Below are 25,611 nucleotides of genomic sequence, written 5' to 3' on the forward strand. Positions count from 1 at the left end.
CGCCCGCGCCCCCTCCCGCCCCGCGGGCCCCGGCGTCGGGCATCGGGGCCGAGGCGGCCGACACGGTCACCTCTCGGCCGTGGTGGTGCCCGTGCTGCGGGGCCGGCCGCCGCGCCGGCCGTGCCGGCCGAAGTCCAGCCCGACGCTGATCGCCAGGATTGGCCGGGATGGCCGGCAGGGTGACGATCGAGGCGGGCTCGTGGACCAGGGTGGTGACGATGCAAGGCCACCAGGACCGCACCGGCCCGCCGACCTTCCGGGCCATGACCGACGGGAACAGACCGCTGTCGACGAGTCGCTCGGACAGGCCCGCGGCCGGGTACAGGCCGGCGTTGGACGCACCTGCGGTGGCGAACAGGCACCCGGCCCGGCCGGGGGCGACACCAGCGAGAGCACCGCCGGGCCGTAGTTCGCCCCGTCCACGAAGAACAGCCCGACGGTCGCCATGAACGCCAGCGCCACGAACTTCAGCACCGTGGTGACCACCTGGACCGGGCCCCTCCGCCGGGCCCCGGCGAGGTTCACCCACGCGGGCAGCCACAGCCCGACCGGCACCAGCGCGCCGACGGTCGTCAGCCCCATCGAGACCAGACCGATCGGCCCGTAGGCGGCCAGCGACGTGGGCAGGTTGAACACCCCGACGCCGGTGATCGTGCCGATGACCAGGGCGATCGCGACCGCAGGCCCGAAACCGCGCTGAGCCGAGTCCGACGCCCGCGGCGATGCCCTCCCGCCGTCGTCCGACCCGTCCGGAGTCGTCATGGCCCTCCCGTGACTCCGATCGTGCCGGGCCGCTTCGACCGGGGCGATCCGGCCCAGGTCAAGCCCCAGCCTCGGCGCGTGACCCGCACTACGCAACAGCGGATGGGCCGGGCGCGCGACGTCCGGGCGAAGCACCGACCCGGCCCGCACCGCCCGGGCGGTGGTCTGGCCCGAACCCGCCGCTCAGGAGCGGGGATTGGCGGTAGGGTTGACGGGCAGTTGAACTTTCAGCCGAATCGAGCGGGGGTGGCGAGCCGGTGAGCGGACCATTACCGGCCTCCTCGCAGGGCCCGCCGGGGCCTGACGGGCAGGGGGATGTTCTCGGCGTCTACCTGGCGGCGCTCGCGGCCCGGTGCGGGCCGACGGGGTTCGAGGCGGTCGTCGCTGCGGCCAGTGACACCTGCGCCATGCTCGCCGAGGGCCATCCGGCGGTGCTGGCCGGCCCGGACGGCGAAGGATTCGGTCCTGCGCTGCAGCGTGAGTACCTGGCGCTCCTCGCGGTCCTGATGACCGGCCGCTGCGACCTGGAGGTCATCGCCGTTCCCACTGCGGGCGGTCGGCCGGGCTGGGCGGTCGTCGAGCCCGGTGTCGCCGCCGACCCGGACAGCGCGGCCGCGGTCCGCGCGCGCGTGGCGGCGGGCGAGGCGGATCGCGTGTACGCGCTGGGCCTGCTGGAAGCGCTCCACGACGGAGACTGACACCGCCGCCCCGAGCCCCTTGCGACGCACCCGCTGGAGCCCTCGCCGAGCTCTGCGGGTGGTGCCCCTCGCCGTCACCCGTTCGGACCCGGACCCGGATCCGCGCCATCGGCGGCCCGCCGGAGAAGTCAGGGGGTGGGCGGGGCGTCGAGGGCGGTGTCGAGTGCGGCGAAGAGCCGGTCGATGTCGTGGGTGGTGGTGTGGAGGTGGGGGCTGATCCGCAGGGCGTCGCCGCGGGCCCCGACGAACACGCCGGATCGTTCCAGCGCGCGGACGGTGGCCTGTTGGACGTGGGCGGGGACGGTGATGCCGAGCATGTGCGGGCCGCGGGGGGCCGGGACGGTCAGACCGCGCCGACCGGCGTGCCGGGCGATGAGGGCGGTGGTGTCCTTCAGGGTGGCGCTGACGCGGGGGACGGTCCAGGCGGTGAGCCGGCGCAGGGCGGCGATCGCCATGGGGGTGAGTTCGAAGGCGGTGCGGCCCCCGGCGTCGAAGCGGCGCGCGCCGGGCTGGTAGGTGTCGCGGTAGTCGACGAGCCGGGCGAAGTCCTGGGCGTCCTGGCGCAGGATCCAGTTCTCCTCCAGCGGCCGGCCGTCCTGGTGGGTGGGTGCCGCGTAGAGGTAGCCGAGGCCGAAGGGCCCCAGCAGCCACTTGTACCCCACGGACACCAGGAAGTCGGGGCGCAGGGACGACACGTCCAGGGGGACGGCGCCGGCGGACTGGCTCGCGTCGATGACCAGAGCCGCGCCCACGGCGCGGGCGGCCCCGGCGATACGGTCCAGTTCCAGCCATGTCCCGTCGGTCCAGTGCACCTGGGGTACCGACACCACGGCCACCGTCTCGTCCAGCGCGGCCAGCACGGCGTCGGTCCAGGTCTGGCCGGCCTCGCGCCGTACGGTCAGCATGCGGGCGCCGGTGCGTTCGGTGAATCGCCACCAGGTGTAGATCCCCGACGGGTACTCGTCGGCGAGGACCAGCACCCGGCTGCCGGGCGGCGCGTCCAGGTTGGCGGCGGCCACCGCCATGCCGTAACTGGTCGCAGGCACCAGCGCGATGTCGTCCGCACCCGCCCCGATCAGCGCGGCGAACAGGGCCCGGCGTTCTTCAGCCCCGCCGAACCAGTCATCGGCCCGGATCCGCCAGGGCTGCGCCCTCCAGCGGAGTGCCGCGCTTCCCGCGCTGAGCCCGGCCCGGAGGGTGGGAGCCAGGCTGGCGGTGTTGAAGTAGGCGACGTCATCGGGGATGTCGAACAGCTCACGGGCCGGCGCGAGCGGTCCGAGGTGGTGAGGTGCCGACATGAGCAAGCCTTCCGCGAAGGGGCCGTACCGCCGTGGCCGACGGGACCGTGGGGGCGTACCCGCTGCCGCCAGCATGGCCCCGATCCGGGCGGCCGCGAGGGAACGGCACGCCTGGGGCGGCGATCAGCCGACCGCGGGGGCGGCCCGTGTTCCCCCGCGCGACGGCCGCCCGCCGGGGGCACCGACCGTGCCGCGTCCCGTCGCGGTGCCCCGTCGCCGCGCCCCGTCGCCGCGCCCGACGATTCGGCCGAGCCCCCTGGCCCGTCGCCCCCGCCGGGGTCATCCGTCCCTGCGGTTCAGCTCGGGCAGCGGGCCGGGGCCGCGGGGCCGTCGGCCGTGCCGTAGGTGGAGGGCCGCGGTGTGCCCGGTGCGGCGGACGCGTCCGCGGCCTGCCGGCCGCCGGCGCGGGTCGCGCCCACGCCGGCGATCACGACGCAGGCGATGCCGACGGCCGGCGCCGGGCCGGGGCTCTGCCCGAGGACCAGGAGCCCGATCACGGTGGCGAAAGCGGGCTCCAGGCTCATCAGGGTGCCGAACGCGGAGGTGGTGAGCCGGCGCAGGGCGAGGAATTCGAGGGCGAAGGGCAGGACCGGGCTCAGCAGCGCCAGCGCCAGCATGACCCACAGCGCCGACCAGGTCAGGTGCGCGGTGAGGGCGGGGGCGGCGACGAGCATCCCGAGCACGCCCGCGACCGGCATGGACACGGCCAGGCCCGCCAGCCCGGTGACGCTGTCGCCGACCCGCTGGGTCAGCAGGATGTACGCGGCCCAGCAGGCCGCGGCGGCCAGCGCGTATCCGATGCCGAGCGCGTCGAGGAACCCGTGCCAGGGCTCGGTGAGCAGTACGACGCCGAGCGCCGCCGCGGCCGTCCACACCCGGCGCCCGCGCCCGGGCCCGTACAAGGAGACCGCGAGCGGGCCGAGGAACTCCAGGGCGCTCGCGGTGCCCAGGGGCAGGCGGCTGAGGGCGAGCGTGAAGAAGACCATCATCCCGGCGGTCGCCACGCCCAGCGCGAGACAGGCCCGCAGGTCGCCGCGCCCGAAGTCGCGGCGCCAGGGCCGTATGCACAGGAACAGCAGCAGGCCGGCCCAGCCCAGCCGCAGCCCGGCCGCGCCCGGCGCGCCGAGCTGGTCGAACAGCGGCACGGTCAGGGCCGAGCCGAGCTGCACGGCGGACATGGCGGCCACGGCCATCAGCACGCCGGCGCGGGCGGGGCTCGGCCGGTGTCCGGGCGCGGCTCCGGGCCCGTGTCCGGGCGCGGGCGTCCGGGGCGCCGCGGGGGTCTCAGGGGTCATGGGCCCCAGTAGATGTCCCCGGCATCGTTCATGTCCACGTGCCGATCATGGACAGTTCGTTCGGAAAACCCGGACAATCACAGGATGGAAACCCGACGTCTGCGCCTGCTGGCGGAACTGTCCCGCCTGGGCTCGATGCGCGCGGTCGCCGACGCGACGGGCGCCACCACCTCGACGGTCTCGCAGCAGCTCGCCGTCCTCGCGAAGGAGATGGGCGCCGCCCTGATCGAACCGGACGGGCGGCGCGTACGCCTCACCCCGGCCGGCCGCCGCCTGGCCGAGCACGCCGTGACGATCCTCGCCGCGGTGGAGACCGCCCGGCTCGACCTCGCCCCGGGGGCCGAGCCGAACGGCACCCTGCGCGTGGCCGGGTTCTCCACGGCCATCCGCGTCCACCTCCTGCCCCTGATCACCGAGCTGGCCCGGACGGTGCCGCGCCTGCGGATCCTGGTACGCGAGCACGAGCCCGCCGAGGCCCTGCGGCTGCTGGCCGCCGACGAGACCGACCTGGCCCTGACCTACGACTACGACCTGGCCCCGGCCGACCACGATCCCGCCGTGCACGCCACCGCCCTGTGGACGGCCCCCTGGGGCCTGGGCGTCCCGGCCCGCGCCGAGGTGCCCGAGGGGGCCGGCACGCTGGAGGTCTTCGCGCGCTTCACCGCGCACGACTGGATCGTCAACTCCCGCAACACCGCCGACGAGACGGTGATCCGCACCCTGGCCTCGATGGCCGGGTTCACCCCCCGCATCACCCACCAGGCCGACAGCCTCGACCTGGTCCAGGGCATGATCACCGCCGGACTCGGCGTGGGCCTGCTGCCGGTGGGCACCCCGACCTTCCCCGCGGTGGACCTCGTACCGCTGTCCGGCCCGCCCGTCACCCTGCGCGCCCACGCCCTGGCCCACCCGGGCCGCCTCGACTGGCCGCCACTGGCCCTGGTCACCGACCTGCTGGCCCGGCGCGCGAACGATCCGGCAGTGACGAACGATCCGGCAGAGGCTCAGGGCCTCATGGACGACCCCCGGCGACCGTTTCGGCCCTGAGGCCTAGCGCGGCCCGCCCCCGCCCGCCACCAGTGTGCCGAGGGCCGTCCGCTCGTGGGTGACCGAGCGGCCCGTACGGGTCGTCCTCGCCATGCCCGCCGATCTGAGCGCCGCCGCATGGGACGAGGCGGTCGCGTTGCTGACGCGGAGGGCGCGGGCCAGGGACGTCGTGGTGTGGGGCTCGGCGAGGAGGCACAGGGCTTCGAGCCGGGTGCGGCCCAGGACGGCGGCCAGGGCCTCGGCGGGAACGGCCGCGCCCCCGGCGGCGGGCGGGAGCCCGGGGCCGGCCGGGTAGGTCAGGACCGCGGGGCGGCCCGGGGCGTCCTGAAGGAGCGGGCCCGACGGGTGGTGGAAGGTCGGGAGCAGCACCAGGCCGCGTCCGTCGAGGCGGACGTCCCGGGCCGGCGCCGCGCCGGGCCATTCCCACACGCCCCCGTGGAGCCGGCTGCCCGGGGCCAGGCCGATCAGCGCGGCGGCCACGCCGTGCTCGGCGACGGCCAGGGCGTAGCGGGTGAACTCCTCGCGGTGCAGGTCCTGTACGACGGACCAGACCGGGGCGAGGACCGTCTCGTACGCGGCCAGCTGGGCGTGGCGCACGGTGCGCCAGGCCGTCTCGTCGCCCGCGTGCAGGCCACGGATCCAGCGGGGCGCGGGCACCGCCCCGTAGACCCGCTCGAGCTCGGAGCGGACGAGGCCGGGCCCGGTCGCGCGGATCAGCCCGAAGCCGTCCGCCAGGGTGTCGCCGAGGACGTCGAGGAACGACGGCGGACGGCCGACCGGAACCAGGTCGGCCAGCGGGCCGGCGGCAGCCGGAAGGGAGCGCAGGACACGGCCGCGCCACGGCGCGAACAGAGGCCCCGTACGCGGTGCCACGGCCGTCGTCAGGGCGGCGTGCAGCTCCTGGAGCGGCGCGGCGCGGGGCGCGAAGCGGACCCGGGCGAAGTCCTCCCCGGTGAAATGGATGCGCAGCGCCCTCACCGCTCACAACTCCCCGTCCTGGGCCGGCCTTTCGGTCAGGGCCTGAACCTTCGCATCACGACGACCCCCGCCCCCAGGATGCCCGGTATGACGTCTCGACGCACCCTTCTGAAGGGCACCCTGTTCGGGAGCGCGGCCGCCCTGCTGCCCACGGCCGCATCCGCCTCCGGTGGCGGCCCGTTGCTCCGGCTGCCCGCACCCTCCGGCCCGTACCCCGTGGGCCTGCGGACGGTCCACCTCACGGACCCGGCTCGTACCGACCCGTGGGTGGGCGGCGTACGGGAGCTGATGCTGACCGTCCTGTACCCGGCCCGGACGGTGCGCGGCCGCTCCCGGGCCCCGCAGCTCACCCCGGCCGAGGCCGAGGCGTTCGCCGAGTACGCGCCGCACGTCCACCAGGGGCTGCCGCAACGGGGAGCGGTGGACTGGGGAGCGGTCCTCACCCACGGATACGCGGGCGCGCCGCCGTTGCCCGGGCGGTGGCCGGTGCTGGTGTACTCACCGGGCGGCGGCGACTCCCGCACGCTCGGCACGGGCCTCGCCGAGGACCTGGCGAGCCACGGCCGGGTGGTCGTCCTCGTCGACCATCCCGGTGACGCCTCCCAGGTGGAGCTGCCCACCGGGATGCGCAGGACCGTGCTGACCGGGCCGCCGGACCCGGCGACCTTCCGCACGATGGCGGACACCCGGATCGCGGACCTCCGATGCGTCCTGGACCGGCTCGGCGGCCTCCCGCTCGCCCCGGTCATGGACCCGGACCGGATCGGGCTGTACGGGCACTCCGCAGGCGGCACGGCAGCGGTGTACGCGGCCCGCGGCGACCGCCGGGTCGGCGCGGTGGCCAACCTGGAGGGCTACCTCGACCTGTACCCGACGCCGGCCGGCCTCGGCCGGCCGCTGCTCCTGCTGCGCACCGACGGATTCGAGGGCGCCGCCCGCATCGAGTCCTCCTGGGCGGGCCTGCCCGGCCGCCGCGCGCTGCTCGCCGGCGCGAACCACTGGGCGTTCACCGACTACGGCGCGCTCGTCCCGCAGCTCCAGGCCGCGGGCCTCGTCACCGCGACGGTACGGGCCGCCCTCGTCGGCACCGGCGACCCGGCGGTGACGCGCGCCGGGGTACGGCGGCGGGTGGGGGCCTTCTTCGCCCGCCATCTGCCGTAGCAGGCCCGGCCCGGGAGCGGGCGGTCAGTGGAGCGAGGGCGAGGCCGCCCGGCGATGGGCCGAGCGGATGAGGACGGAGACCAGCACGGCCGGGTCCGCCGCGCCGGCGGCGTCGTCCGCGTAGCGCGTGGTCTGTAGAGGCCGTCGACAGCGGCCTCGACCGGGGCCGGCGTCTCCCCGACCACGGAAGCCCAGTCGATCTCGCTGCGCACACGGCACCAGGCGGCCAAGGCGTCAGCGGTCACGGTACGGAGGCTCCCCGGTCAGGCCCAGGGCGAGGTCCTCTCCCACGGAGTCGACCAAGGCCCGTGACGGTTGCGTCCAGCTCTCGAACCTTCCGCCGATCGCCGCACGGACCGCTTCCCTCGCCGCCTCCCGGCCCATGCCGGTGGAGGTGAGGAACCAGGTGAGCACCGTGTGGCAGAGGCCGTACCAGCCGCATTCGGTACCCGTGCGGTCCACGACCACCGTCACCAGTCGGGTGGCCGCCCGTTCCAGGTGCCGGCTGCGCTCCTCGGCATCCGCCCCGGCGGGTGGCGCCAAGTGCGCGAACCGCTCGGCCAGCTCCTCCAGCCAGTCGCGCCATTCCAGCAGCGAAGCGACCACCTTGGCGGCCGTCGCCGCGGGCTCGCCCACGGAATGGGAGGCGCAGCACCAGCTGGCGACGACGCCGCCCCCGCCGCCCTTGGACGCGGCTGCCGCCCGGCGGATCGCCGCCCTGCGCAAGCCCGCCCTCGCGCTGTGGGCGGCAGGCTCGTTCGCCCGCGGCACGGGTGATCCGCGTCCCCCCGCCCAAGGGGCAGGGCCGCTTCCGGCGACCTCGCACTTCGGTGTCGGCCGGCAGCAGGCCGGCCTGAGGACGGCGGAATGGGTCCGGACGCCCGGCGGCCGACGGCTCGTGCGTGCCGCGGGCGGGAAGGACGCTACCGGCGGACCGCTACCGGCGGACCGCCGAGATCAGCCCGCCGTACCGCGGCTCCTCGCGTTGCGGCGGGGTGCCGGTCGGGCGGCCGTAGGCGGCGGCGCGCTCGCGCAGGGTGTGGCCCTTGGCCTTCCAGCCATGCCCGGCCAGCCAGCCCACCGGGTCGTCGGGCATCTCCGAGACCCACAGGGACGCCGCCGATCCCGGCGCGGCGTCCGCACCGAAGCGTTCGATCACGCCGCGCGAGCCCAGCGTCAGCCCCATCCGACTGCCTGCCGCCGACTGCGCGCCGATCCGGGCGAGCAGCAGCTCCACCGCGTCCTCGGGCAGATAGATCAGCAGCCCCTCGGCGATCCACACAGTCGGCACGGCCGGGTCGTGCCCTGCCGCGGCGAGCGCGCCCGGCCAGTCCTCCCGTAGATCCACCGCGACGGCGATCCGCTCGCAGCGCGCCACGGCCCGCTCCCGGCGGAGCACCGAAGCCTTGAAGTCCAGCGGGGCGGCGGTGTCTACCTCGAACAGCCGGGTGCCCTCCGGCCAGTCCATCCGGAAGGCCCGGCTGTCCATGCCGGCGCCGAGCAGCACGACCTGCCGGACCCCGGACGCGCAGGCCTCCTGCACCAGGTCGTCGAGGAACCTCGTCCTGATGACGATGGAGAACGACACGGCCAGCCGGCGGCGTCGCGCGTCCTCGTCACCGGGCGGCGGCGAGGACGGCCACAGGCCGCCGGCGGCGGCGAAGGCCCGTGCCAGCGGGTCGCGGAACAGCGCGTCCTTCCGCTCGGTCTCCAGCGCCCGCACCCGGGCCACCCCCACCGCCGTCGCCCACACGCCCGACGGCTGCACCCGCTCCTGCCCCTCAGTCATCGCGCAAGCGTAGAGGGTCGGTTCCCAGGGGCCTGGTGAGCGGCCGAGGAGCAGCGGCACCCGCCGTCGGTCAGCGGTACTCGCAGAGGTAGGCGGTCTCGACCGCGACGGTGAGCCGGAAGGTGCTGTCGCCCGGGACCTGGAAGCGGCTGCCGGCGGGGAAGGTCTCCCAGCCGTCCGATCCGGGCAGCTCCACGGTCAGCGCCCCGCTGACCACGTGCATCGTCTCCGGGGCGGCGGTGCCGAACTCGTACGCGCCGGGTGCCGTCACCCCGATGGTCGCCGGACCCTCTTCCCGGGTGAAGGCGATCGACTTGACCGTGCCGTCGAAGTACTCGTTGACCTTGAACACGTGCGTCCTCCTGGGGAGCGAGCGGAAACGGGCCGGTTCGTCGCGCGCCGGAGGCCGGAGCCCGACCCCGCGGCAGGCGATCCCCGGCCGTCCCCCGGGGGCCGCTCCCCGGCGGGTCGCCGGCGCTCACGGAGTCCGTACGAAGGCTCCCGCGCGGGCCGCCGCGACCGCCGCCGCGGCCGCCCGCCGGGCCGCGGCCTCGTCCAGCGGGGCGTCGGTGGTCAGCAGCCGGTAGTACAGCGGGGCGGAGACGGCCCGTACCACTTCGGCGGCGTCGGTGTCCTCGGGCAACTCCCCCCGCGCGACGGCCTCCTGGACGCAGGGCGCCCATTCCGCGACCCGGACCTCGTAGAAGCGGTGCAGGGCCTCGGCCGTCCGGGCGTCACCCGTGGCGGCCGCGATGACGGCCTTGAACAGGGGGCCCTGGCGCGGGTCGGTCAGGGTGCGCAGGACGAGCCGGGCGTTGGCCAGCAGGTCCTCCGCCAGCGAGCCGGTGTCGGTGCGGGGGAGCGACTGCTCGGCCATGTCCGTCAGCAGGTCGGCGACCAGGCCGGCCACGGTGCCCCAGCGCCGGTACACGGTGGTCTTGCCGACCTCGGCCCGCCGCGCGACCTCGGCGAGGTCCAGGCCGTGGAAGCCCTGCTCGGCCAGCATGTCCCCGGCCGCGTCCAGTACGGCGGCCCGCACCCGGGCCGTCCGGCCCCCGGGGCGCACGGTCCCCGGCTCGGCGGCCCCGCCCCCCGCGGCCCCCGCATCCTCGGCGTCCCGCGCGCCGTCGGCGGACATCGGGGCATCACTCGGCAACGTCATAACGGGTCCCTGGTTCCATTAATCGTGATCGGCTGTTACGTTGGGATCATCTTAATGGGTCTGCAATCCCATTACTGCTCATAGGGAGGAGTCCGTCATGGAATACAGGCAGCTCGGTGCGTCGGGCCTCGAGGTCCCCGCCCTCGGCTTCGGCGCCGGCACCTTCGGCGGCCGGGGCCCCGTCTTCGGCGCCTGGGGCAGCACCGACGCCCAGGAAGCACGCCGCCTCGTCGACATCTGCCTCGACGCCGGCATCACCCTCTTCGACACCGCCGACGTCTACTCGGCGGGCGCCTCGGAAGAAGTCCTCGGCCGGGCCGTCAAGGGCCGCCGCGACCAGGTGCTCATCTCCACCAAGGCGGGGCTGCCCACCGGCGACGGCCCCGGCGACTTCGGCACCTCCCGCTCCCGCCTGATCGGCGCGGTCGAGGACGCCCTGCGCCGCCTCGGCACCGACCGCATCGACCTCTTCCAGCTCCACGGCTTCGACGCCGCCACCCCCGTCGAGGAGGTGCTGTCCACCCTCGACCAGCTGGTCCGCTCCGGCAAGGTCCGCTACACCGGCGTCTCCAACTTCGCCGGCTGGCAGCTGATGAAGTCCCTCGCGGCCGCCGACCGGCACGGCTTCCCCCGCTACGCGGCCCACCAGGTCTACTACTCCCTCGTCGGCCGCGACTACGAATGGGAGCTGATGCCCCTAGGCCACGACCAGGGCGTCGGCGCGATGGTGTGGAGCCCCCTGGGCTGGGGCCGCCTCACCGGCAGACTCCGCCGCGGCCGCCCGCTGCCCGCCGGAAGCCGCCTGCACGCCACCGCCGACTACGGCCCGCCCGTCGAGGACGCCCACCTCTACGACGTGGTCGACGCCCTCGACGACGTCGCCCAGGAGACGGGCCGGACCATCCCCCAGGTGGCCATCAACTGGCTGCTGCGCCGCCCGACCGTCTCCACCGTCCTCGTCGGCGCCCGCGACGAGCAGCAGCTGCGCCAGAACATCGGCGCCGTCGGCTGGGAGCTGACCCCCGAACAGATCGCCCGCCTCGACACCGCCAGCCACCGACCCGCGCCGTACCCGTACTTCCCGTACGAGCGCCAGGAGGGCTTCGCCCGCCTCAACCCCCCGATGACCGCCCCCCGATGACCGCCCGCGCCCGACGCTCCCGGGCACCCCGCCCCGTCACCGGGCCCGGGTGGGGACGCGGCGGGCTCACAAGAGGACCGACGGCTCCGAGCGGCTGCATCCGTACCTGCCGGTCATGTCGTACTCGTGGCCGACCAGGACGACGGAGCGGCAGACGGAGCAGACGGCGGGCGTCGCGGGGTTCACCCGCAGGACGTACGTGTTCTCCAGTGCCAGCACGGCCTCGACGGCCTCCCTGCCGTGTTCGGCGATGCCCTGCTCGATGAACTCGAAGGCGCCGTACCGGGCCCCGCACGCGCAGTCGAGGCGGTTGGAGTACGCGGGCCCGATGTCCTTGACGCCCAGCTTCGAGGTGATCCTCCTGCGCTCCTCGCGCGATACGGGTTCCATGCCCCGGTCCTTGATGCGCCGGGGACTCCAGTACCACGATCTGAACGCGTCGGCCTGTTTCAGGGACAGGTAGAAGGTCACCGATCTGCCGACCCTGAGGGCGTCCTGCACGGCCGCCACGACCGCGCTGTCGTCCGCCGACATGACGACCTTGCCCTCGCCGACCATCGCATCGATCTCGGCGAACGAGCTGCGCTTCATGGGACGTCCTTCCAGGCGGCTCTCGGGGACCCCGGCCCGCGCGCTCGTCGCGCGTCGCGGGCGCGGCCCGTTCGATGCTCACCCGCCGCCGCACCCCCTGCCAGCCGGGACGGCCGTCCGGCGGCATGCACCGCACCCGCCCTCTTCCGGCAGTCGCCGCGCCGTTCACGGCGGGCCCGCCTCCAGGAGTCGCGCGGCGCCGTTGTCCAGCAGGTGCTCTCCTGCGTGGCGTCCGACCCTGGCCGGGGCGGACAGGGGGCCGGTGGCCGCCGAGCGGAGCGGGGCGCCACCGGCCGGATCGAGGACGGTCGCGTGGACCGTGACCTGTCCGGCGGCTTCGTCGAGGGTGGCGTGCACGGAGGCTGCGGTGAGGCACCCGCCGTGGAGGGTGGCCAGGGCGGCGCGTTCGGCGTCCAGGAGGAGCCGCGTCGGGGCGTGGGTGAGCGGGGCCAGCAGACTGCCGGTGGTGTGGTCGTCGATGCGGTGCTCGATGACGACGATCCCGGCGCCCGCGGCCGGTGGCCAGAGGCCGGGGTCCAGGATCTGGGAGGCGCGGTCGGCGAGGCCGAGGCGGCGCAGGCCCGCCAGCGCGGCGATCATCGCGTCGACGCCGAGGGTTCCGGCGTCGAGGGCGTTCAGCCGGGTGTCGGCGTTCCCCCGGATCGGTACGGGGACGAGGTGGGGGTGGAGCGCCCTGAGGAGCGCGGCCCGGCGGGGTGCGCTGGTGCCGATGCGGGTGCCGGGCGGGAGCTCGGCCAGGGCGGCGGGCGGCCGGCCCGCGGGCAGGACGAGGGCGTCGCGGACGTCCTCGCGGGGCAGGACCGCCGCCACGGTGATCCCGGGGGTGCGGTCGTGGGGGCCGGGGAGGTCCTTGGCGCAGGCGATCCGCCCTCCTGGCCGCAGCACGGCCCGGCGGGCGTTCCGGTCGCCGACCGCCGGTCGTTCCTCCGGCTCGTCCTGCGCACGCCTGCCGACACCGACCCGGCTGCATGGCCGACCGCGCCGCCGGGTGCCCCGGCCGGGCCCTGTGAACCACCCGGAAGCGGGCACGCAGCGGCCCCCGCGCGCTAGATGCGCGAGTTGCGCACCGACTGCCACACCGCGCCGGCCAGCGCCCGCGTCGCCCGCGGGACCGACAGGTGCTCGTGCTCGCGGTACAGCGCCCAGTTGTACTGCACGAGCGACATCTTGTTGGAGGACAGCGATCCCGCCTGGTGGGCCCGGTACACCGCGAGCGGTTCGGCCAGGCCCCGGGCGTCGGCGCCGTCGCGCATAATCGACAGCCAGAGGGCGTAGTCCTGGCGCTTGCGCATCTCCGGCATCAGCCGCGTGCCCAGGGCCTTGCGGTCGTACATGGCGGTGAGGGCTCCGATGTGGTCCCGGACCAGCATCGCGCGGTAGTCCACGTGCTCCCGCGCACGGACCACGCGTCCGTTCGGGACCCACTCGGTGCTCTCGCCGGCGTGGTCGGCGTCCATCTTGAAGTACGAGGTGAACGTCAGTGGCGCGGTGGACTGCGCGGCGAAGGCGAGCTGCTTCTCGGTCTTCTCCGGCAGCCACATGTCGTCGCTGTCGAGGAAGGCGACGTAGTCCCCGCGGGCCCGCTCGATCGCGCGGTTGCGCGCCCGGCCCGCGCCGCCCTGCTCGGGAGCCCGCTCCGGCAGGACGCGCTCGTCCTGCTCGGCGAACTCGCGGAGCAGGTCCATGGAGCCGTCGGAGGACTGGTCGTCGGTGACCAGCAGCTCCAGATCGCTGTGCGTCTGGGTGAGCACTGATCGGACGGCCGCACCGAGGGTCGCTGCCGAGTTGTACACGGGCATCACGACAGACACCAGGGGCACAGCACTTCTCCTTGTCAGACCACGAACGAAGGTCCATTCAAGCACCGCATGCGGGTAGGAGCTGCCACGCGGTTGTTTTCGCTGGTCAGAGCCATGCAGCGGACCGGGTGTCCCGGCGCTGCGCGGGCGGCGTGTCCGCACCTCGCCTCCAGTGCTCCGACCGGGAAAGTGCGCCCTGGCGGTGGCCCCGCCTCGATAGGCTGCGCGGCATGATCGACTCATGTGCGCGTTCCGACGATGCCGCCGTCGCGATAGCCGGGGCGCGGGCCGGCGCGGACGTGGTCCGCAGCATGTACGGCCGGCGGCTCGACCGCATCGACAAGGGTGCGGGGGACTTCGCCACCGCCGCCGACGTGGACGCCGAGGAGGCCATCCTCGGCGTCATCCGTGCCGCACGGCCGGATGACGCGGTCCTCGGCGAGGAAGGCGGGCAGCAGGGCGCCCTCGGCGCCGGGCGCCAGTGGCTGGTGGATCCCCTGTGCGGCACGCTGAACTACGCCGTCGGCACCATGCTGGTGGCCGTCAACGTGGCGCTGCGCGACGGAGCGGCGGCCGTGGCCGACCCGTTCGGCGGCGAGGTCTACTTCACCGACGGGGAGAGCGCCTGGGTGCGGCGCGACGGGGCCGGTGACGTACCGCTGACGCCCACGCCCGCGACCCGGTTGGTGGACGTCAACCTGGATCCGCCGTTCCCGAACGCGCCGGGATTCCGGGCCGTGGACCTGCTCGCCCACCCCGAATTCATCGATCGATTCCGGCCGCGCGTCGTCTCCACGACGTTGGCGCTGGCCTGGGTGGCCGCCGGAAAGCGCGCCGCGTACGTCACCGACGGCGGCGACCTCTCCGGGAGCGTGCACTTCGCGGCCGGCATCGCCTTGTGCCGGGCTGCCGGCTGCACCGTCACCGGTATCGACGGTGCCCCGATCGGCGAGGCGGGCCGTGGGCTCGTGGTCGCCGCGGACGACGAGACCCACGGGCTGCTGATGTCGATGATCCGGTGAAGCGCAGGTCGCCCCCGTCCTTCGTCGCCGGGCGGCGCGGGCCGGCGCCCTCGTGGGCGGGCAGCTCGTCCGGGGCGGAGTAGAACGGAACGGAGTGGAACGGGGCACCGTCCGGCCGCCGCGCGCACGCGGCGGACCCCGCGGGTGCGGTGACGGGTCGCGGGATGCCGGTCGGGTCGGCTTCGCGGACCCGACCGTTCACAGCAGCAACGCACCAGCGCACCAGCGCGCCAGCGCACCAGCGCGCCAACGCACCAGCGCACCAAGCGGGCTCCGGCTGGGGGACGGCCGCAAGCCGGCCGACCTCGGCATGCCGGTCTTCACCGGGCAGGCACCACGGCTGCGGCCGGGACCCGCAGGGCCCGGACGCCGGCCCCGATCCCGTCACCGAGCGGGTTCGGCCCGGCGGAGGCCGCGGAACACCTCCGGGGTGGTCCACCCGCGCAGCGTGGCGTGGATCGAGGAGCGGAACGCGGCCTCGGCCGTGGCGGCGTCGAGGGCCCCGGCCAATTCGAGGGTCACGATCCCGTGCAGGGCGGCCCAGATCGACAGGGCGATCGCGGTTGCGTCGCCGGCGAGGACGGACGCCGTCAGGGCGCGGTCGATCGCCGCGAGGAGCGGACGGATCGGGTCGCCGGCACCGACGTCCCCCGAGGGGTCGAAGGACTGCACGCCACCGAACAGCACCGTGTACAGGTGGCTGTGTCCGCACCCCCAACGACGGTAGGCGACGGCCAGCGCGTAGAGGTCGGCGAGAGGCTCCGCGGAGGCCCGCACGGCCGACAGGTCCTGGAACAGGCCGGCGACGGCCCTGTCGCGCACCGCACCGATCAGCCCGTCCTTGCCGCCGAACAACGAGTACACCGCCGTCGTCGACGCCTCGGCGGCAGCGGCCACGGCGCGGACCGTGACCGACTCCCGCGGGCGCGTGGCGAGCATCTCGGTCGCGCACTCCACCAGCCGGTCTCGCACGGCCTCGTCGTTCGTTCTGGGCCTACCCACGGTCAGCAGCCTACCTCCTCTGATAACGTCGTTTTGAAACAGCGTTCTGAAACTCTCGGAGGTCCGCCGTGCCCACGTCCGCCGTGCCCGTGCCCGCGTCCGCGTCCGCCCTGCGTCCCGTCCGCTTCACCGGACGCTTATTGGCGGCCCTCGCCGCCGTCGCGACGCTGGTCGTCGTCTTCCTCGCGCTGATCGCCCTCACGGACGGGGCGGGTTCGGGGCTCGCCGCCTGGTCGGCGACCCTCGGGGCCGGGGTCGTCCTCGCGCTGTGGCGGGGCCGGCGCCGCACCTGGCCGGCGCGGCTCGTGCCGTTCCTGCCGGTGGTCGTCGCGGCGGCGTTGACGGCGACGGTCTGCGTCCCGACCGTGCCGACGACCCGGCGGTACCCGCCCGCCCTTCCCTTCGTGGCCGCGCAGCAGTGGAGCCTGGCCACAGGCAGCCGGGTGGCGGTGTACCACTACCCGCCCACCGGCCCCGGCACCCGGCACCCCGTGCCGCTCGTGTACCTCAACGGCGGTCCGGTCCGCGGCATCTCGGTGCTCGACCACCGGTTCCTGCAACTCCTGGCAGCCCAGGGCTACGACGTCTACGCCTACGAACAGGCCGGTGGCGGACGGAGCGACCTGCTCCCCGCGGGCCAGTACGCGATCTCCAGGTCGGTCCGCGACCTCGACGCCTTCATCGGCCGCCTGGACCGAGGCCAGGTCGACGTCCTCGGGTTCTCCTCGGGCGGGGCCGTCCTCACCCGAGCCCTGGCCGACCCGGGCGTCGCCACCCGCCTGCACCGGGCCGTCATCGCCGAGCCCGGCCCCATGGACGGCCCCACCGCACGCACCGCCGGGCACACGGGCCGGCAATCCGCACGCGGCCTCGCGCCGGCCCCGACCGGACCGCGATCGACGCGCCTCCCCCGGTACGCCGTGGCGTTCGGCCTCATGCGGCTCGGCCTCCTCACCCCCGGCACCGGACTGATCGGACAGGCCGAAGGCGACAACGCCTTCACCGCCGCGGACCTCGGTGGCGACACCGCGTCCGCCTACTGCGCGCGCGACGCGCACCGCATCCCCGTCGAGGACACCGCGCAGAACTTCTCCTTCAGCCCCGCCGCCAGCCTCCGCATCCAGCAGACGGTCAAGGACTCGCCCTCCATCGCCCCGCAGCTGAACCGCTCCCGGACCCCCGCGATGCTGATGATCGCCGAGTGCTCCTCCCAGGTCCGCCCATGGGAGACCGCCGTCCTCGCCCATGACCCCGCCGTCCAGCGCACGCAGTACATGCCCGGAGTCGGACACCACATGTGGAACGGCCTCGACGACAACAACGACCGCGCCGTCGCCGTCATCACCGCGTTCCTCGAGGACCGGCCGGCGCCCCTGCCGGACTACCCGACCCGCGAGGAGATCCCCGCCTTCCTGCGCGACCACAGGTGAGGGACGGCGGAGCGAGCGGGGCCGCCCTCGCGGACCGCCCGCCCAGGGGCTGATGGCAGGATCGAGGCGTGATCAGTGAACCCGGCCGTCCCGGCCCGATGAGGTACGTTCTGTTCGATGTCGATGGCACCTTGATCGACGCCGTGGACAACCAGCGCCTGGTCTGGCGCACATGGGCGCAGCGGTACGGACTGGATCCTGACGAGGTCCACCGAGTGGCGCTGCGGACCAGGCCGATGGAGACGTTCGCGCAGGTGGCCCCGGACCAGGACCCCCGGGAGTGCCTGGCCGCACTGCACGAGCTGGAGGACGAGGACGTCCGGTCCGGTTCCTATGAGGCCTTCGACGGAGCCTCTGAACTGCTGGGCGCCCTGGCGCCCGGGGCGTGGGCGCTCGTGACCTCGAACTACGAGCACCGGGTACGCGGACGATTCGCGCGGACGGGGCTGCCGGTCCCGGAGGTCGTCGTGGACGCGGCCGCCGTGGCGGAAGGCAAGCCGTCGCCGGTGCCCTACCTCCAGGCAGCCGCGCGACTCGGTGCCGATCCCGGGGACTGCCTGGTCATCGAGGACGCCCCTTCGGGGGTGCGGTCGGGGTTGCGTGCCGGGATGACGGTGTGGGGCGTCAACGCCCCTGCGGCAGTCGATGGCGTGCACCGTCACTTCGGCAGTCTGCGCGAAGCGGTCCGAGACGTTCTTGCCTTCGCGTCCGGAGCCACAGGGTGATGACCTCGCTCGCCCCCGCCCCGTCAAGGTCTACGGCGAGGGCGGCAGCCCCGCCCGTCCGAGCCGGGACCGTCGAACATGGTCACCGCCTGGCCGGCCCCGCGCAACAGCGCGGACGGCACCTCACCGCCTTTCACCCGGACGGCCTACAAGCTTTCGCGTCGAGGGGGTGAGCGGCACAGCCTGGCCCCACCGAGGTCTTCACCGCCGGGTCCCGTGATCACTGACCTTCCGGGAGGCGCCATGGTCGTGACGGCCCTGCTCCTGTCGCTCATGGTCCTGCTGATGCCGTTCGGACTGGACGCCTTCGAGAACTTCCTGTTCCCCCGGCCCTCCGCCGCCGATCGGACGGAATCCCTCCAAGGAGCCTGGCCCGAACCTTCCGAACCTTCCGAACCTCCCGAACACGGGGCACAAGGCGTCCGCTATGACTATGACCTGCCCGAAACCATCTGATGCCCTCGGGGACAAGACCGCCCCGTCCGGAGCGGGATCCGGAAGAGGCGGCCTACAGCGGGCGTCTGCTGCCGGACAGGGAGAGCGAGCGGACCCAGGGCTGCTCGGAGAGCGTCTCGACGTCCCGACGCGACAGGGTGCCCGTCAGGACCGTGCGCCCGCCGGCGGTGCCGTTCACCCCCGCCCGGCGCAGCTGCTCCAGCTGCGCCTGCGACGGCGGCTCCGTGAGGCGGACGAGGACCAGCAGGTCCCGGGCCGCAGGGTCGGCGTCCCCGGCGCCGACGGCCCGCCCGAGGGCGGCGTCGAGCTTGCGGTAGTCCACGTACGTCCTCAGAGCCCGGTGGCGTCCAGGAGACCGTGACCCCACTTGTGGTCGACGGCGCCCTGGGGGCTCCCGGGAATGGCCGCGTTGGCGATCAGCAGGGACTTGAACGCGGCCGGGTCGCAGTGCGGATCGCGCTGGAGCACGAGCGCGGCGATCCCCGCGATGAACGGCGAGGCCATGCTGGTCCCCGCCATGGCCACCTCGCGCTGACTGATGACGAGCGCCCTCGGCTGGTCGACGGCCTCCCGGGACAGCGAGGAGACGACCATGGCGCCGGGGGCGGTGACGTCCGGCTTCTGCGAGCCGTCCCGGAGGGGGCCCTCGCTGCTGAAGCCGGCGATCTTCCCCAGTTCCAGCGACGGCGCCTGCTCGGCGACGCCGTCGATGTCCTTCCAGTCGGTACGCGTGGTGAAGGCGGCCACCGTGATCGCCGACGCGGCGGCGCCGGGCGAGCCGATCTTCATCGCGTCGTGCACCTCGGGACCGCTGAACTGCGGCTGGGGCCGGGCTTCGGCGTCCCCGAGGATCCACACGTCGACCCTGCCGTCGCCGTTCACCGCGTCACCCCTCACCAGCAGCCGCCACTTCCCCGGAGGGGTAGGGGAGGTGTGGGGGCCCAGGGGCTCGGGATCCACCTGCACGAAGAAGTTGACGTCCCCGTTGTCCGGGCTGGGGCCCGGAGTGGTGATCTGGACCGTGCCCTCCGGCAGGTCGAACTCCACCGTCTCCTCCCCGGGCCCGCGTACGGGCTGGAAGGGGGTCGAGGCGCCCGACGGCGCGGCGACGGCGACCTCGAACCGGTCCGTGCCGGCGTACCAGCCGTTGAGCCAGAACGTGTCGGGACGACCGTTCAGGACGCCCGGGTGGCAGGGGACGGAGACGGTGGCGTCCTCGGTGACCGTGAGCTGCGCGTGGATGTCGTCCTCGCCCTCGTTGCCCGCGGCGCAGCAGACGATCCTGCCCGGTCCGGACTCCTCCGCGATCGCCTGGGACATCGCGTCGCTGCCGTCGTGCGCGTCGTGGTGCCCGCCCAGGCTGAGGTTCACCACCGCCGGCAGGCCCAGATCGCGTGCCACCCGGAAGACGTACTGGATGCCGTCGGTGATGTGGGCGTCCTGGAAGTCGGTCTTGACCATCACCAGACGGGCCTCGGGAGCCACGCCGTCCTTGCCGGCGGCGATGCCCGCGACGTGGGTCCCGTGCCCCTCCGTGTCCCGGGACGGGGTGGCCGCTCCGATTCCGGTGAACTCGACGCCGTAGCCGCCCTCCGGCACTCCCCCACCGCCCTGGACCGTCTGGTCCCAGATGCGGTCGATCCGGCCGGTGAACGCCGGATGCCTCGGGTCGATACCGGTGTCGACGATGCCGACGACGACCCCCTTGCCGGTGAGTTCGGTACGCGTCCGGAAGTCGGGCACGTGCACCTTGGCCTGCGCCCGGTCGAGGAGCGGGCGCAGCCGGGTGGCCGGGAGGATGCGCCGGACGCCCGGGTGCGCGGCGAGGTCCGCCAGGGAGTCCAGCGGGACGATGGCGGTACGGATCCGCCGGCCGCCCGCGTTGAGCTCGACGCCCTCCCCCAGGTCGCCGTCCAGGGGTACGTCCGGATCGCACACGAGCGAGACCACCACCCGCAGCGGTTTGGCCCGCTCCCGGAGCGAGACGAGTCCGAGCATCCGGCCCGTCGCCGCCAGCGGGGAGCGTCGGCGGCCCTCCTGCTGGTACCTCGTGTAGGTGGCCGCCAGTTGGGGTGCGAGCTTGCTGTAGTCCATGGCCGTTTCTCCCTCGGAGTCGCCAGGAACCGGACGTACCGGCTTGACCTCCACACTCGGCCCGGTACGGCCGCGGCGGCCGGCCGACAGGCCCGCGGCGGGGGGACGTCACTCCATCGACGGGCGAAGAATCCATTCCGCGTTCGGCCGCCCGGCCCCCGGGCGGCGCGGCGCGCGCGGGGCGCCCCGGCTGAGGCCGCCAGCGACGAGTACTGCCGGCGCTGGTTCGAAACCGGCCTGCACACCATGATCAGCGGCTTCGACGGCAGCCGACCGCTCCTCTAGCCGACCGGTCGGAACCGGTACGGGCGGGCGGTGTTCCTCGGGCAGGATGGACGGATGCGGACGACGGAACCGGTAGCGAGGGCGGAGGCGCTGGCCGCCAGGGGCGGGCGGCGCGTCCTGGGCATCGCCGGGCCCCCGGGGGCCGGAAAGTCGACACTGGCCGCCCGCATCGCGGAAGCGCTCGGGCCCCGGCGGGCCGTGGTGGTCCCGATGGACGGCTTCCACCTCGCGCAGGCCGTGCTGGAGCGGACGGGCCGCGCCGACCGCAAGGGCGCCCCGGACACCTTCGACGCCGCCGGCTACGTGGCCCTGCTGCGGCGGCTGCGCGTACCGCGGCAGGGGTCCACGGTGTACGCGCCCGCCTTCGACCGTTCCCTGGAGGAGCCGATCGCGGGCAGCATCCCCGTCGCCCCGGACGTACCGCTGGTGATCACCGAGGGGAACTACCTGCTGCACGACGCGGGGGAGTGGGCCTCGGTACGGCCCCTGCTGGACGAGGCCTGGTACCTCGCCCCGGCCGATGACCTGCGCCTGGACCGGCTGATCGCCCGCCATGTCAGGCACGGCAAGGACCCGGCCCGCGCGCGTGACTGGGTGGCCCGGTCGGACGAGCCCAACGCCCGCCTCGTCGCCCCGGGCCGCCACCGGGCCGACCTCGTCATCGACACCGGCTGAAGGAACCGGGACGGGCGCTCACCGCACCCGGATCGACCGGGCTCCGGTCAGGGCCTGCGCACCTCGTACAGGAAGCAGCCGTACTCCACGGCCCTGACGTGGACGAGGGCGACGTCGGGTGAGGCGAAGGCGGTGCGCAGGGCCTGGTCCACGGCCTCTTGAGACCGGGCGGGGTCGTCCGGCAGCCGTACCATCGCGCCACCCGCGATGTGGCCTTCACCGTCGTAGCGGCGGAACGCGCGCAGCGCACCGGTCTCGGCGAACGGATGGCCGGAGGCCGGATCCGGCCCCTCGCACCGGTCGGTGTGGATGAAGACGGGGCCGGTTTCGTCGTAGGCTCCCGGGTCGCAGCCCACCTCCGCCGCCCACCTGCGCAGCGGAGCGTACGACACCAGCGAGATCCGCTCCTCGGCGCGGCCACGCCGCAGACAGCAGCGCAGAGGCGCTCCTGCCGCGTCGTACGGATAAGGGCGGGGAACGGCACCGGCGTCGTCGTGGTCGCGGAGCTCCCGGAGGACGTGTGGAGCGATGGCCGACGGGTGATGGGCTGTTGCTGTCATGCGCTCAGACTGCGTGGCGGAGCCGGCGGACGCTGGCCGAAATCCGACCACGCGCTCGACCGGCGGGGGCTCACCGTGGTGCGGGAACGGGTCAGTCCTCGTCGTCGGCGATGAACTGCATGTCGTCGAGGACCGCCACGACGATGACGATCATGACGCCTTCGAGGATGCCGTACTCGATCAGCAGGGACTCTGCGACCATCGCCTTGCGGCTGTAGTCGTCGGGGCCGATGGGGGCGGAGTACTTGGTGTAGGGGTCGCGGGCGAGGACGCGGATGCCGCGCGCGAGCTGGGCCCGGCGCTCCGCGGGGAGGGTGTCGCGCACGGCTGCGGCGGACTCGGTGAACTCGACGCGGTACGTGGGGCGGCCGGGCTGGGGCATGGGCGGGTCTCCTGCGGGGCTTCGTCTTGTTTCACGGTACCGGCCCGCACGGCCGGCGTCGGGCGTCTGGCAGCAAACTGCAGCTCCGGCGGCAGTTTGCTGGCGTCGTGGGTCATTGGAGCGGGCTTCCGCGGGTGACAGATTTCTCCCTGTCACCAGCACACGACGACCCACTCGGAGGAAGACATGAACGCCCAGCCCACCACCCGTACCAAGGCCGCCGCCGTCCTGATCGGTCTCTGTACGGCCATCGCGCTGGGCGTCGTGGCCACCGCCGAAGAGCCGGCCGCGCGGGCCGAGAACGGCTGGCAGTCGACGCCCGCCACCGCCGTCCTCGCGAACGGCTGGCAGGTCGCCCCCCTGGACAAGTCCGAGAACGGCTGGCAGTGACCGCCCGTCTGGAGCACCGCGCGCCGGTCCGCAGCCGGCAGATCGAGCTGGTGGCGCGCGCCGGCTCGGCGGCCATCGCCGAAGGCGCGCCGCTGAGCGTGGTCCGCTGGCTCGCGCTGCTGCCCGCCACCTGGCAGGCGCGGTTCCACGGCCTGGGGGACGACGGGCTCTCGATCGTCCTGCGGTTCTCGCGGGACCGGGACGTCGCGGTGTCGCGCGCCTGCGCCGAGGCGCGGCGCGCGCTGAGCGATCCCGCCATGGACGGCTGGGAGTTCCTGTCCTGCCGCGAGGTCGGATGAGCCGCGCGGTGCGGGCGTACGCATACGGAGCAGGGCCTGATCCACTGGGTGCAGTGGTCAGGCCCTTTTTGTCATGCGCGCATGTCGTGGTGCGCGCGGTGCGGTGCGGCCCGTACGGCTCGTACGGCTACATCCAGCCGCGGTCTTTGGCGAGCATGGCCGCCTGGAAGCGGTTCGACGCCCCCAGCCGCAGGAGGAGGTCGGCCACGTGCCGGCGGAACGTGCGGATGGAGATGCCCATCTCGCGGGCCGCGACCTCGTCCTTGTCGAACCGCGAGAGCAGGGTCAGCACCTCGCGGTCGGTCTCCGTGAGGGTGTCGCAGTCCGCGCTCCCGTCCTTGCCCGGGAGGGTTTCCGCCGAGGCCCACACCTTCTCGAAGAGGGCCACCATGTTGGACACGAGCCCGCTCTGGCGGACCAGGAGCGCCCCGCGGGCGCTGTCGGCCGGGTCGAGCGGCACGACCGCCGTGGCCCGGTCGTAGATGACCATCCGGTCCATGACCTTGTCGACCACTCTGAACTGTGCCCCCAGGTCGGCCATCTCGTAGAGGTAGCCGCGGGTGGCGGAGTCTTCCAGCGCAGTGCGCAGGACCACCGTCCTCATGGTGATCCCGCGCCTGATACATCGGAGGTCGAGCGGGCGGGCGGCCTCGATGAAGGCCGGCGTGAGGGGCCCGTCGGGCTGCAGCGCGGACATCTCCTCGCGGGCGAAGAAGGCGAGGTCGTCCAGCCGGGCCCGGATCTCGGCGAGCCCGTCGATCCGCTCGATCCCGCCGGCCGGGCTCTCCGCGCGGTCCGCCGCGCGCGCCTCCTCCACCAGTTCGGGGATGAGCGAGCGGGCCGAGGAGACCAGCCGGAGCTGTTCGTTGAGTTCCCCCAGCCGCTGCTCGATCAGACGCTCGATCCCGAGCGCGGGGTCGATCGCGACCCATCGTCCCCCACCGGCGTCCCGGACCAGTTGGTGCCGGCACAGGCTGCGCAGAGCGGAGTCCGCTTCGTCCCGGCTCATCCCCAGCTTCTCGCCCGCCGCGTCGGGACCGAAATCCGGTGTGCGGAGGAAGTGCCGATAGACGCTTTCCTCGCCCCGGCTCAGTCCCAGACTCATCAGACTCACGATGCATTCCCCCCTGCAGGTCTGAGAATTCCAGCGCGGATGCTACCGCAGGGGGTTTGTTTTGGAAATGTAATTTCACATTGTGGAATACTATTCAAACTCGAAGACTGCCTGGTCAGGCGGTGAGCTTGAGCCGCTCCAGCGGGGCCAGCGCCTCGTCCAGAAGCTCGACCACCCGCTCCCCGATTCGGCGCTGGGCCTCCCGGGTCAGCGCCCCGATGTGCGGGGTCAGCACCACGTTGTCCAGCGCCGCCAGTTCGGTGGGCGCGCCCTCCCGGACCAGTACGTCGGTCGCCGCTCCCGCGAGCGCCCCGGACCGCAGCGCCTCCAGCAGGGCCTCCTCGTCGACCGTCCCTCCCCGGGCCACGTTCACCAGGTACGAGTCCGGCTTCATCAGGGCCAGTTCGGCGCGGCCGATCAGCCCGCGGGTGTCCGCCGTCAGCGGCACGGACAGGCAGACGACGTCCGCCGCGGGCAGCAGTTCGCCCAGGGACACCAGCCGGATCCCCCGTTCGGCCAGCTGGCGTGCCCGGTCGCGCCCGGGGCGGGCGACCGCCACGGCCACCTCCATGCCGAACCCCTGGGCCAGCGAGGCGATCCGCGAGCCGATGCCGCCGAAACCGATCAGTCCGAGCGTCTTGCCGCGCAGCTCGCTGCCCATCAGCCCCTGCTTGTGCCACACGGTGGACCGGGTGTGCCGGTCGCCCACCACGATCCGGCGGCACACGGCGAGCATCAGCCCGAGCGCCAGCTCGGCCACCGCGTCGCCGGAGCCGCCGGGCACGTTGCGCACCTCGACCCCGGCCCGGGCGGCCGCCGCGAGGTCGATGTTGTCCAGCCCCACGCCGGCCCGGATCACCGTCCGCAGGCGGGGCGCGGCGGCGATCACCTCCTGCGTCACCCGCACCCCGGCCCGCAGGACCAGGGCGTCGGCGGTCCGGGCGAGCTCCACGAGCCGGCCGGGGTCGGGCTTGGGGTGCAGGGCCACCTGGTAGCGGCGGCGCAGGTCGTGCAGTGCGTCGGGGTGGATCGGGTCCACCATCAGCACGCGGGCCATCAGGCGGCCGTCACCAGGGCGCGGCCCGGGGCGGGGGCGGTGACGTGAAGGGCGAAGTCGGCCAGCGTGTCGGTGTCGAACAGCTCGTGGACGGAGGGCCGGGTGCCGGTGACCCGCTCCACGCCGGCGCAGATCCGGGAGGCGAGCATCGACGTGCCGCCCAGCTCGAAGAAGTTGTCGTCCCGCCCGACCGGGCGGACCTGGAGCGCCTCTTCCCAGAGCCGGACCAGCGCGGCCTCGGTCTCGTTGGCGGCGGGCGCGGCGGGGGCGTCGGTGAACAGTCGGCGGTCGTCCATGGTTTCCTCCTGGGAGTGCGGTGCGTGCAAGCGGTGCGTGCAAGGGGCGGTGAACGGAACGAACAGGGGTCGTACGGGCCGG

At 74.2% G+C, this 25,611-nt stretch carries 30 protein-coding genes; 11 read left to right on the plus strand and 19 right to left on the minus strand.

The window, feature by feature from the left end:
• Nucleotides 1-66: 66 nt before the first annotated feature.
• Complete coding sequence (locus tag ACIRBY_RS15420) at nucleotides 67-762, minus strand: hypothetical protein (protein WP_403900895.1); 696 nt, start codon at nucleotides 760-762, stop codon at nucleotides 67-69.
• A 257-nt stretch (nucleotides 763-1,019) separates the two neighbouring features.
• On the opposite strand from ACIRBY_RS15420, the gene ACIRBY_RS15425 reads away from it, so the two are divergent.
• Nucleotides 1,020-1,460, plus strand: coding sequence for a hypothetical protein (locus tag ACIRBY_RS15425; protein ID WP_403900896.1), 441 nt, complete (start codon nucleotides 1,020-1,022; stop codon nucleotides 1,458-1,460).
• A 128-nt stretch (nucleotides 1,461-1,588) separates the two neighbouring features.
• Here ACIRBY_RS15425 and ACIRBY_RS15430 read toward each other — a convergent pair whose 3' ends face one another.
• Nucleotides 1,589-2,758: an aminotransferase class V-fold PLP-dependent enzyme gene (locus ACIRBY_RS15430; protein ID WP_403900897.1), complete on the minus strand. Its 1,170-nt coding sequence runs from the start codon at nucleotides 2,756-2,758 to the stop codon at nucleotides 1,589-1,591.
• A gap of 296 nt (nucleotides 2,759-3,054) precedes the next feature.
• On the minus strand, nucleotides 3,055-4,053 hold the full coding sequence (locus ACIRBY_RS15435; protein WP_403900898.1) for an EamA family transporter: 999 nt from the start codon (nucleotides 4,051-4,053) through the stop codon (nucleotides 3,055-3,057).
• Between the two features lie 84 nt (nucleotides 4,054-4,137).
• On the opposite strand from ACIRBY_RS15435, the gene ACIRBY_RS15440 reads away from it, so the two are divergent.
• Nucleotides 4,138-5,100 (plus strand): LysR family transcriptional regulator, encoded by a 963-nt coding sequence (locus ACIRBY_RS15440; RefSeq protein ID WP_403900899.1) that lies wholly within the window; start codon nucleotides 4,138-4,140, stop codon nucleotides 5,098-5,100.
• A 3-nt stretch (nucleotides 5,101-5,103) separates the two neighbouring features.
• On the opposite strand, the gene ACIRBY_RS15445 is transcribed toward ACIRBY_RS15440, so the two are convergent.
• Complete coding sequence (locus ACIRBY_RS15445; RefSeq protein ID WP_403900900.1) at nucleotides 5,104-6,078, minus strand: ArsR/SmtB family transcription factor; 975 nt, start codon at nucleotides 6,076-6,078, stop codon at nucleotides 5,104-5,106.
• 87 nt (nucleotides 6,079-6,165) lie between these two features.
• Between ACIRBY_RS15445 and ACIRBY_RS15450 the strand changes: the two genes are divergently transcribed.
• On the plus strand, nucleotides 6,166-7,239 hold the full coding sequence (locus tag ACIRBY_RS15450; RefSeq protein WP_403900901.1) for an alpha/beta hydrolase family protein: 1,074 nt from the start codon (nucleotides 6,166-6,168) through the stop codon (nucleotides 7,237-7,239).
• 234 nt (nucleotides 7,240-7,473) lie between these two features.
• Here ACIRBY_RS15450 and ACIRBY_RS15455 read toward each other — a convergent pair whose 3' ends face one another.
• The 4 genes from ACIRBY_RS15455 to ACIRBY_RS15470 all read right to left on the minus strand — a co-directional run bounded on the left by ACIRBY_RS15455 (nucleotide 7,474) and on the right by ACIRBY_RS15470 (nucleotide 10,166).
• Nucleotides 7,474-7,965, minus strand: coding sequence for a hypothetical protein (locus ACIRBY_RS15455; protein WP_403900902.1), 492 nt, complete (start codon nucleotides 7,963-7,965; stop codon nucleotides 7,474-7,476).
• A gap of 211 nt (nucleotides 7,966-8,176) precedes the next feature.
• The gene (locus ACIRBY_RS15460) at nucleotides 8,177-9,028 is read right to left on the minus strand and encodes a class I SAM-dependent methyltransferase (RefSeq protein ID WP_403900903.1); all 852 of its coding nucleotides are present in this window, start codon (nucleotides 9,026-9,028) and stop codon (nucleotides 8,177-8,179) included.
• Between the two features lie 70 nt (nucleotides 9,029-9,098).
• Entirely contained in the window at nucleotides 9,099-9,380 is a 282-nt protein-coding gene (locus ACIRBY_RS15465; RefSeq protein ID WP_403900904.1) for a pyrimidine/purine nucleoside phosphorylase, read from the minus strand.
• Between the two features lie 126 nt (nucleotides 9,381-9,506).
• Nucleotides 9,507-10,166 carry a TetR/AcrR family transcriptional regulator gene (locus tag ACIRBY_RS15470; RefSeq protein WP_403901138.1) on the minus strand — a complete coding sequence of 220 codons (660 nt, stop codon included), beginning with the start codon at nucleotides 10,164-10,166 and terminating at the stop codon, nucleotides 9,507-9,509.
• Nucleotides 10,167-10,287: 121 nt separating this feature from the next.
• Here ACIRBY_RS15470 and ACIRBY_RS15475 point away from each other — a divergent pair, with 121 nt between their 5' ends.
• Nucleotides 10,288-11,331: an aldo/keto reductase gene (locus ACIRBY_RS15475; RefSeq protein WP_403900905.1), complete on the plus strand. Its 1,044-nt coding sequence runs from the start codon at nucleotides 10,288-10,290 to the stop codon at nucleotides 11,329-11,331.
• Between the two features lie 66 nt (nucleotides 11,332-11,397).
• Here the strand turns inward: ACIRBY_RS15475 and ACIRBY_RS15480 are convergent, their stop codons facing one another.
• From ACIRBY_RS15480 to ACIRBY_RS15490, 3 genes are all read right to left on the minus strand, one after another.
• The gene (locus ACIRBY_RS15480; RefSeq protein ID WP_403900906.1) at nucleotides 11,398-11,922 is read right to left on the minus strand and encodes a hypothetical protein; all 525 of its coding nucleotides are present in this window, start codon (nucleotides 11,920-11,922) and stop codon (nucleotides 11,398-11,400) included.
• A gap of 165 nt (nucleotides 11,923-12,087) precedes the next feature.
• Nucleotides 12,088-12,828 carry a hydroxymethylbilane synthase gene (gene hemC / locus ACIRBY_RS15485; protein ID WP_403900907.1) on the minus strand — a complete coding sequence of 247 codons (741 nt, stop codon included), beginning with the start codon at nucleotides 12,826-12,828 and terminating at the stop codon, nucleotides 12,088-12,090.
• Nucleotides 12,829-12,989: 161 nt separating this feature from the next.
• Complete coding sequence (locus ACIRBY_RS15490; protein ID WP_403900908.1) at nucleotides 12,990-13,763, minus strand: glycosyltransferase family 2 protein; 774 nt, start codon at nucleotides 13,761-13,763, stop codon at nucleotides 12,990-12,992.
• A gap of 209 nt (nucleotides 13,764-13,972) precedes the next feature.
• Here ACIRBY_RS15490 and ACIRBY_RS15495 point away from each other — a divergent pair, with 209 nt between their 5' ends.
• Complete coding sequence (locus tag ACIRBY_RS15495; RefSeq protein WP_403900909.1) at nucleotides 13,973-14,764, plus strand: inositol monophosphatase family protein; 792 nt, start codon at nucleotides 13,973-13,975, stop codon at nucleotides 14,762-14,764.
• Between the two features lie 384 nt (nucleotides 14,765-15,148).
• On the opposite strand, the gene ACIRBY_RS15500 is transcribed toward ACIRBY_RS15495, so the two are convergent.
• Complete coding sequence (locus tag ACIRBY_RS15500; RefSeq protein ID WP_403900910.1) at nucleotides 15,149-15,766, minus strand: TetR/AcrR family transcriptional regulator; 618 nt, start codon at nucleotides 15,764-15,766, stop codon at nucleotides 15,149-15,151.
• A gap of 68 nt (nucleotides 15,767-15,834) precedes the next feature.
• On the opposite strand from ACIRBY_RS15500, the gene ACIRBY_RS15505 reads away from it, so the two are divergent.
• From ACIRBY_RS15505 to ACIRBY_RS15515, 3 genes are all read left to right on the plus strand, one after another.
• Nucleotides 15,835-17,196: an alpha/beta fold hydrolase gene (locus tag ACIRBY_RS15505; RefSeq protein ID WP_403900911.1), complete on the plus strand. Its 1,362-nt coding sequence runs from the start codon at nucleotides 15,835-15,837 to the stop codon at nucleotides 17,194-17,196.
• A 68-nt stretch (nucleotides 17,197-17,264) separates the two neighbouring features.
• On the plus strand, nucleotides 17,265-17,921 hold the full coding sequence (locus ACIRBY_RS15510) for an HAD family hydrolase (protein ID WP_403900912.1): 657 nt from the start codon (nucleotides 17,265-17,267) through the stop codon (nucleotides 17,919-17,921).
• Between the two features lie 243 nt (nucleotides 17,922-18,164).
• Nucleotides 18,165-18,377, plus strand: coding sequence for a hypothetical protein (locus ACIRBY_RS15515; RefSeq protein ID WP_403900913.1), 213 nt, complete (start codon nucleotides 18,165-18,167; stop codon nucleotides 18,375-18,377).
• Nucleotides 18,378-18,429: 52 nt separating this feature from the next.
• Here the strand turns inward: ACIRBY_RS15515 and ACIRBY_RS15520 are convergent, their stop codons facing one another.
• Entirely contained in the window at nucleotides 18,430-18,699 is a 270-nt protein-coding gene (locus ACIRBY_RS15520; RefSeq protein WP_403900914.1) for a hypothetical protein, read from the minus strand.
• An 8-nt stretch (nucleotides 18,700-18,707) separates the two neighbouring features.
• Entirely contained in the window at nucleotides 18,708-20,471 is a 1,764-nt protein-coding gene (locus ACIRBY_RS15525) for a S8 family serine peptidase (RefSeq protein ID WP_403900915.1), read from the minus strand.
• 339 nt (nucleotides 20,472-20,810) lie between these two features.
• On the opposite strand from ACIRBY_RS15525, the gene ACIRBY_RS15530 reads away from it, so the two are divergent.
• Entirely contained in the window at nucleotides 20,811-21,431 is a 621-nt protein-coding gene (locus ACIRBY_RS15530; RefSeq protein ID WP_403900916.1) for a nucleoside/nucleotide kinase family protein, read from the plus strand.
• Nucleotides 21,432-21,478: 47 nt separating this feature from the next.
• Here ACIRBY_RS15530 and ACIRBY_RS15535 read toward each other — a convergent pair whose 3' ends face one another.
• Both ACIRBY_RS15535 and ACIRBY_RS15540 read right to left on the minus strand, forming a co-directional pair.
• Complete coding sequence (locus tag ACIRBY_RS15535) at nucleotides 21,479-21,991, minus strand: DUF1203 domain-containing protein (protein WP_403900917.1); 513 nt, start codon at nucleotides 21,989-21,991, stop codon at nucleotides 21,479-21,481.
• Nucleotides 21,992-22,082: 91 nt separating this feature from the next.
• Complete coding sequence (locus tag ACIRBY_RS15540) at nucleotides 22,083-22,373, minus strand: type II toxin-antitoxin system RelE/ParE family toxin (protein ID WP_403900918.1); 291 nt, start codon at nucleotides 22,371-22,373, stop codon at nucleotides 22,083-22,085.
• A gap of 186 nt (nucleotides 22,374-22,559) precedes the next feature.
• Here ACIRBY_RS15540 and ACIRBY_RS15545 point away from each other — a divergent pair, with 186 nt between their 5' ends.
• Nucleotides 22,560-22,763, plus strand: coding sequence for a hypothetical protein (locus ACIRBY_RS15545; protein WP_403900919.1), 204 nt, complete (start codon nucleotides 22,560-22,562; stop codon nucleotides 22,761-22,763).
• On the plus strand, nucleotides 22,760-23,062 hold the full coding sequence (locus tag ACIRBY_RS15550; RefSeq protein ID WP_403900920.1) for a hypothetical protein: 303 nt from the start codon (nucleotides 22,760-22,762) through the stop codon (nucleotides 23,060-23,062). Before ACIRBY_RS15545 ends, ACIRBY_RS15550 begins: the two co-directional genes overlap by 4 nt.
• 127 nt (nucleotides 23,063-23,189) lie before the next feature.
• Here the strand turns inward: ACIRBY_RS15550 and ACIRBY_RS15555 are convergent, their stop codons facing one another.
• The 3 genes from ACIRBY_RS15555 to ACIRBY_RS15565 form a co-directional block, all read right to left on the minus strand.
• Nucleotides 23,190-24,167 (minus strand): LuxR C-terminal-related transcriptional regulator, encoded by a 978-nt coding sequence (locus tag ACIRBY_RS15555; RefSeq protein WP_403900921.1) that lies wholly within the window; start codon nucleotides 24,165-24,167, stop codon nucleotides 23,190-23,192.
• A 124-nt stretch (nucleotides 24,168-24,291) separates the two neighbouring features.
• Nucleotides 24,292-25,233 (minus strand): NAD(P)-dependent oxidoreductase, encoded by a 942-nt coding sequence (locus ACIRBY_RS15560; protein ID WP_403900922.1) that lies wholly within the window; start codon nucleotides 25,231-25,233, stop codon nucleotides 24,292-24,294.
• Complete coding sequence (locus tag ACIRBY_RS15565) at nucleotides 25,233-25,529, minus strand: phosphopantetheine-binding protein (protein WP_403900923.1); 297 nt, start codon at nucleotides 25,527-25,529, stop codon at nucleotides 25,233-25,235. The genes ACIRBY_RS15560 and ACIRBY_RS15565 overlap by 1 nt, the downstream gene beginning before the upstream one ends.
• Nucleotides 25,530-25,611: the final 82 nt, after the last annotated feature.

The sequence above is a fragment of the Streptomyces sp. NPDC096136 genome (assembly GCF_044763325.1).
Classification (GTDB): Bacteria; Actinomycetota; Actinomycetes; order Streptomycetales; family Streptomycetaceae; genus Streptomyces.

Bases quoted from the DNA above. Each gene is read 5' to 3' on its own strand.
- ACIRBY_RS15420 (WP_403900895.1), bottom strand. From the start codon at position 762: ATGACGACTCCGGACGGGTCGGACGACGGCGGGAGGGCATCGCCGCGG.
- ACIRBY_RS15430 (WP_403900897.1), bottom strand. From the start codon at position 2,758: ATGTCGGCACCTCACCACCTCGGACCGCTCGCGCCGGCCCGTGAGCTG.
- ACIRBY_RS15435 (WP_403900898.1), bottom strand. From the start codon at position 4,053: ATGACCCCTGAGACCCCCGCGGCGCCCCGGACGCCCGCGCCCGGACAC.
- ACIRBY_RS15440 (WP_403900899.1), top strand. From the start codon at position 4,138: ATGGAAACCCGACGTCTGCGCCTGCTGGCGGAACTGTCCCGCCTGGGC.
- ACIRBY_RS15450 (WP_403900901.1), top strand. From the start codon at position 6,166: ATGACGTCTCGACGCACCCTTCTGAAGGGCACCCTGTTCGGGAGCGCG.
- ACIRBY_RS15460 (WP_403900903.1), bottom strand. From the start codon at position 9,028: ATGACTGAGGGGCAGGAGCGGGTGCAGCCGTCGGGCGTGTGGGCGACG.
- ACIRBY_RS15470 (WP_403901138.1), bottom strand. From the start codon at position 10,166: ATGTCCGCCGACGGCGCGCGGGACGCCGAGGATGCGGGGGCCGCGGGG.
- ACIRBY_RS15475 (WP_403900905.1), top strand. From the start codon at position 10,288: ATGGAATACAGGCAGCTCGGTGCGTCGGGCCTCGAGGTCCCCGCCCTC.
- ACIRBY_RS15480 (WP_403900906.1), bottom strand. From the start codon at position 11,922: ATGAAGCGCAGCTCGTTCGCCGAGATCGATGCGATGGTCGGCGAGGGC.
- ACIRBY_RS15495 (WP_403900909.1), top strand. From the start codon at position 13,973: ATGATCGACTCATGTGCGCGTTCCGACGATGCCGCCGTCGCGATAGCC.
- ACIRBY_RS15515 (WP_403900913.1), top strand. From the start codon at position 18,165: ATGGTCGTGACGGCCCTGCTCCTGTCGCTCATGGTCCTGCTGATGCCG.
- ACIRBY_RS15525 (WP_403900915.1), bottom strand. From the start codon at position 20,471: ATGGACTACAGCAAGCTCGCACCCCAACTGGCGGCCACCTACACGAGG.
- ACIRBY_RS15530 (WP_403900916.1), top strand. From the start codon at position 20,811: ATGCGGACGACGGAACCGGTAGCGAGGGCGGAGGCGCTGGCCGCCAGG.
- ACIRBY_RS15535 (WP_403900917.1), bottom strand. From the start codon at position 21,991: ATGACAGCAACAGCCCATCACCCGTCGGCCATCGCTCCACACGTCCTC.
- ACIRBY_RS15540 (WP_403900918.1), bottom strand. From the start codon at position 22,373: ATGCCCCAGCCCGGCCGCCCCACGTACCGCGTCGAGTTCACCGAGTCC.
- ACIRBY_RS15545 (WP_403900919.1), top strand. From the start codon at position 22,560: ATGAACGCCCAGCCCACCACCCGTACCAAGGCCGCCGCCGTCCTGATC.
- ACIRBY_RS15555 (WP_403900921.1), bottom strand. From the start codon at position 24,167: ATGAGTCTGGGACTGAGCCGGGGCGAGGAAAGCGTCTATCGGCACTTC.
- ACIRBY_RS15560 (WP_403900922.1), bottom strand. From the start codon at position 25,233: ATGGCCCGCGTGCTGATGGTGGACCCGATCCACCCCGACGCACTGCAC.
- ACIRBY_RS15565 (WP_403900923.1), bottom strand. From the start codon at position 25,529: ATGGACGACCGCCGACTGTTCACCGACGCCCCCGCCGCGCCCGCCGCC.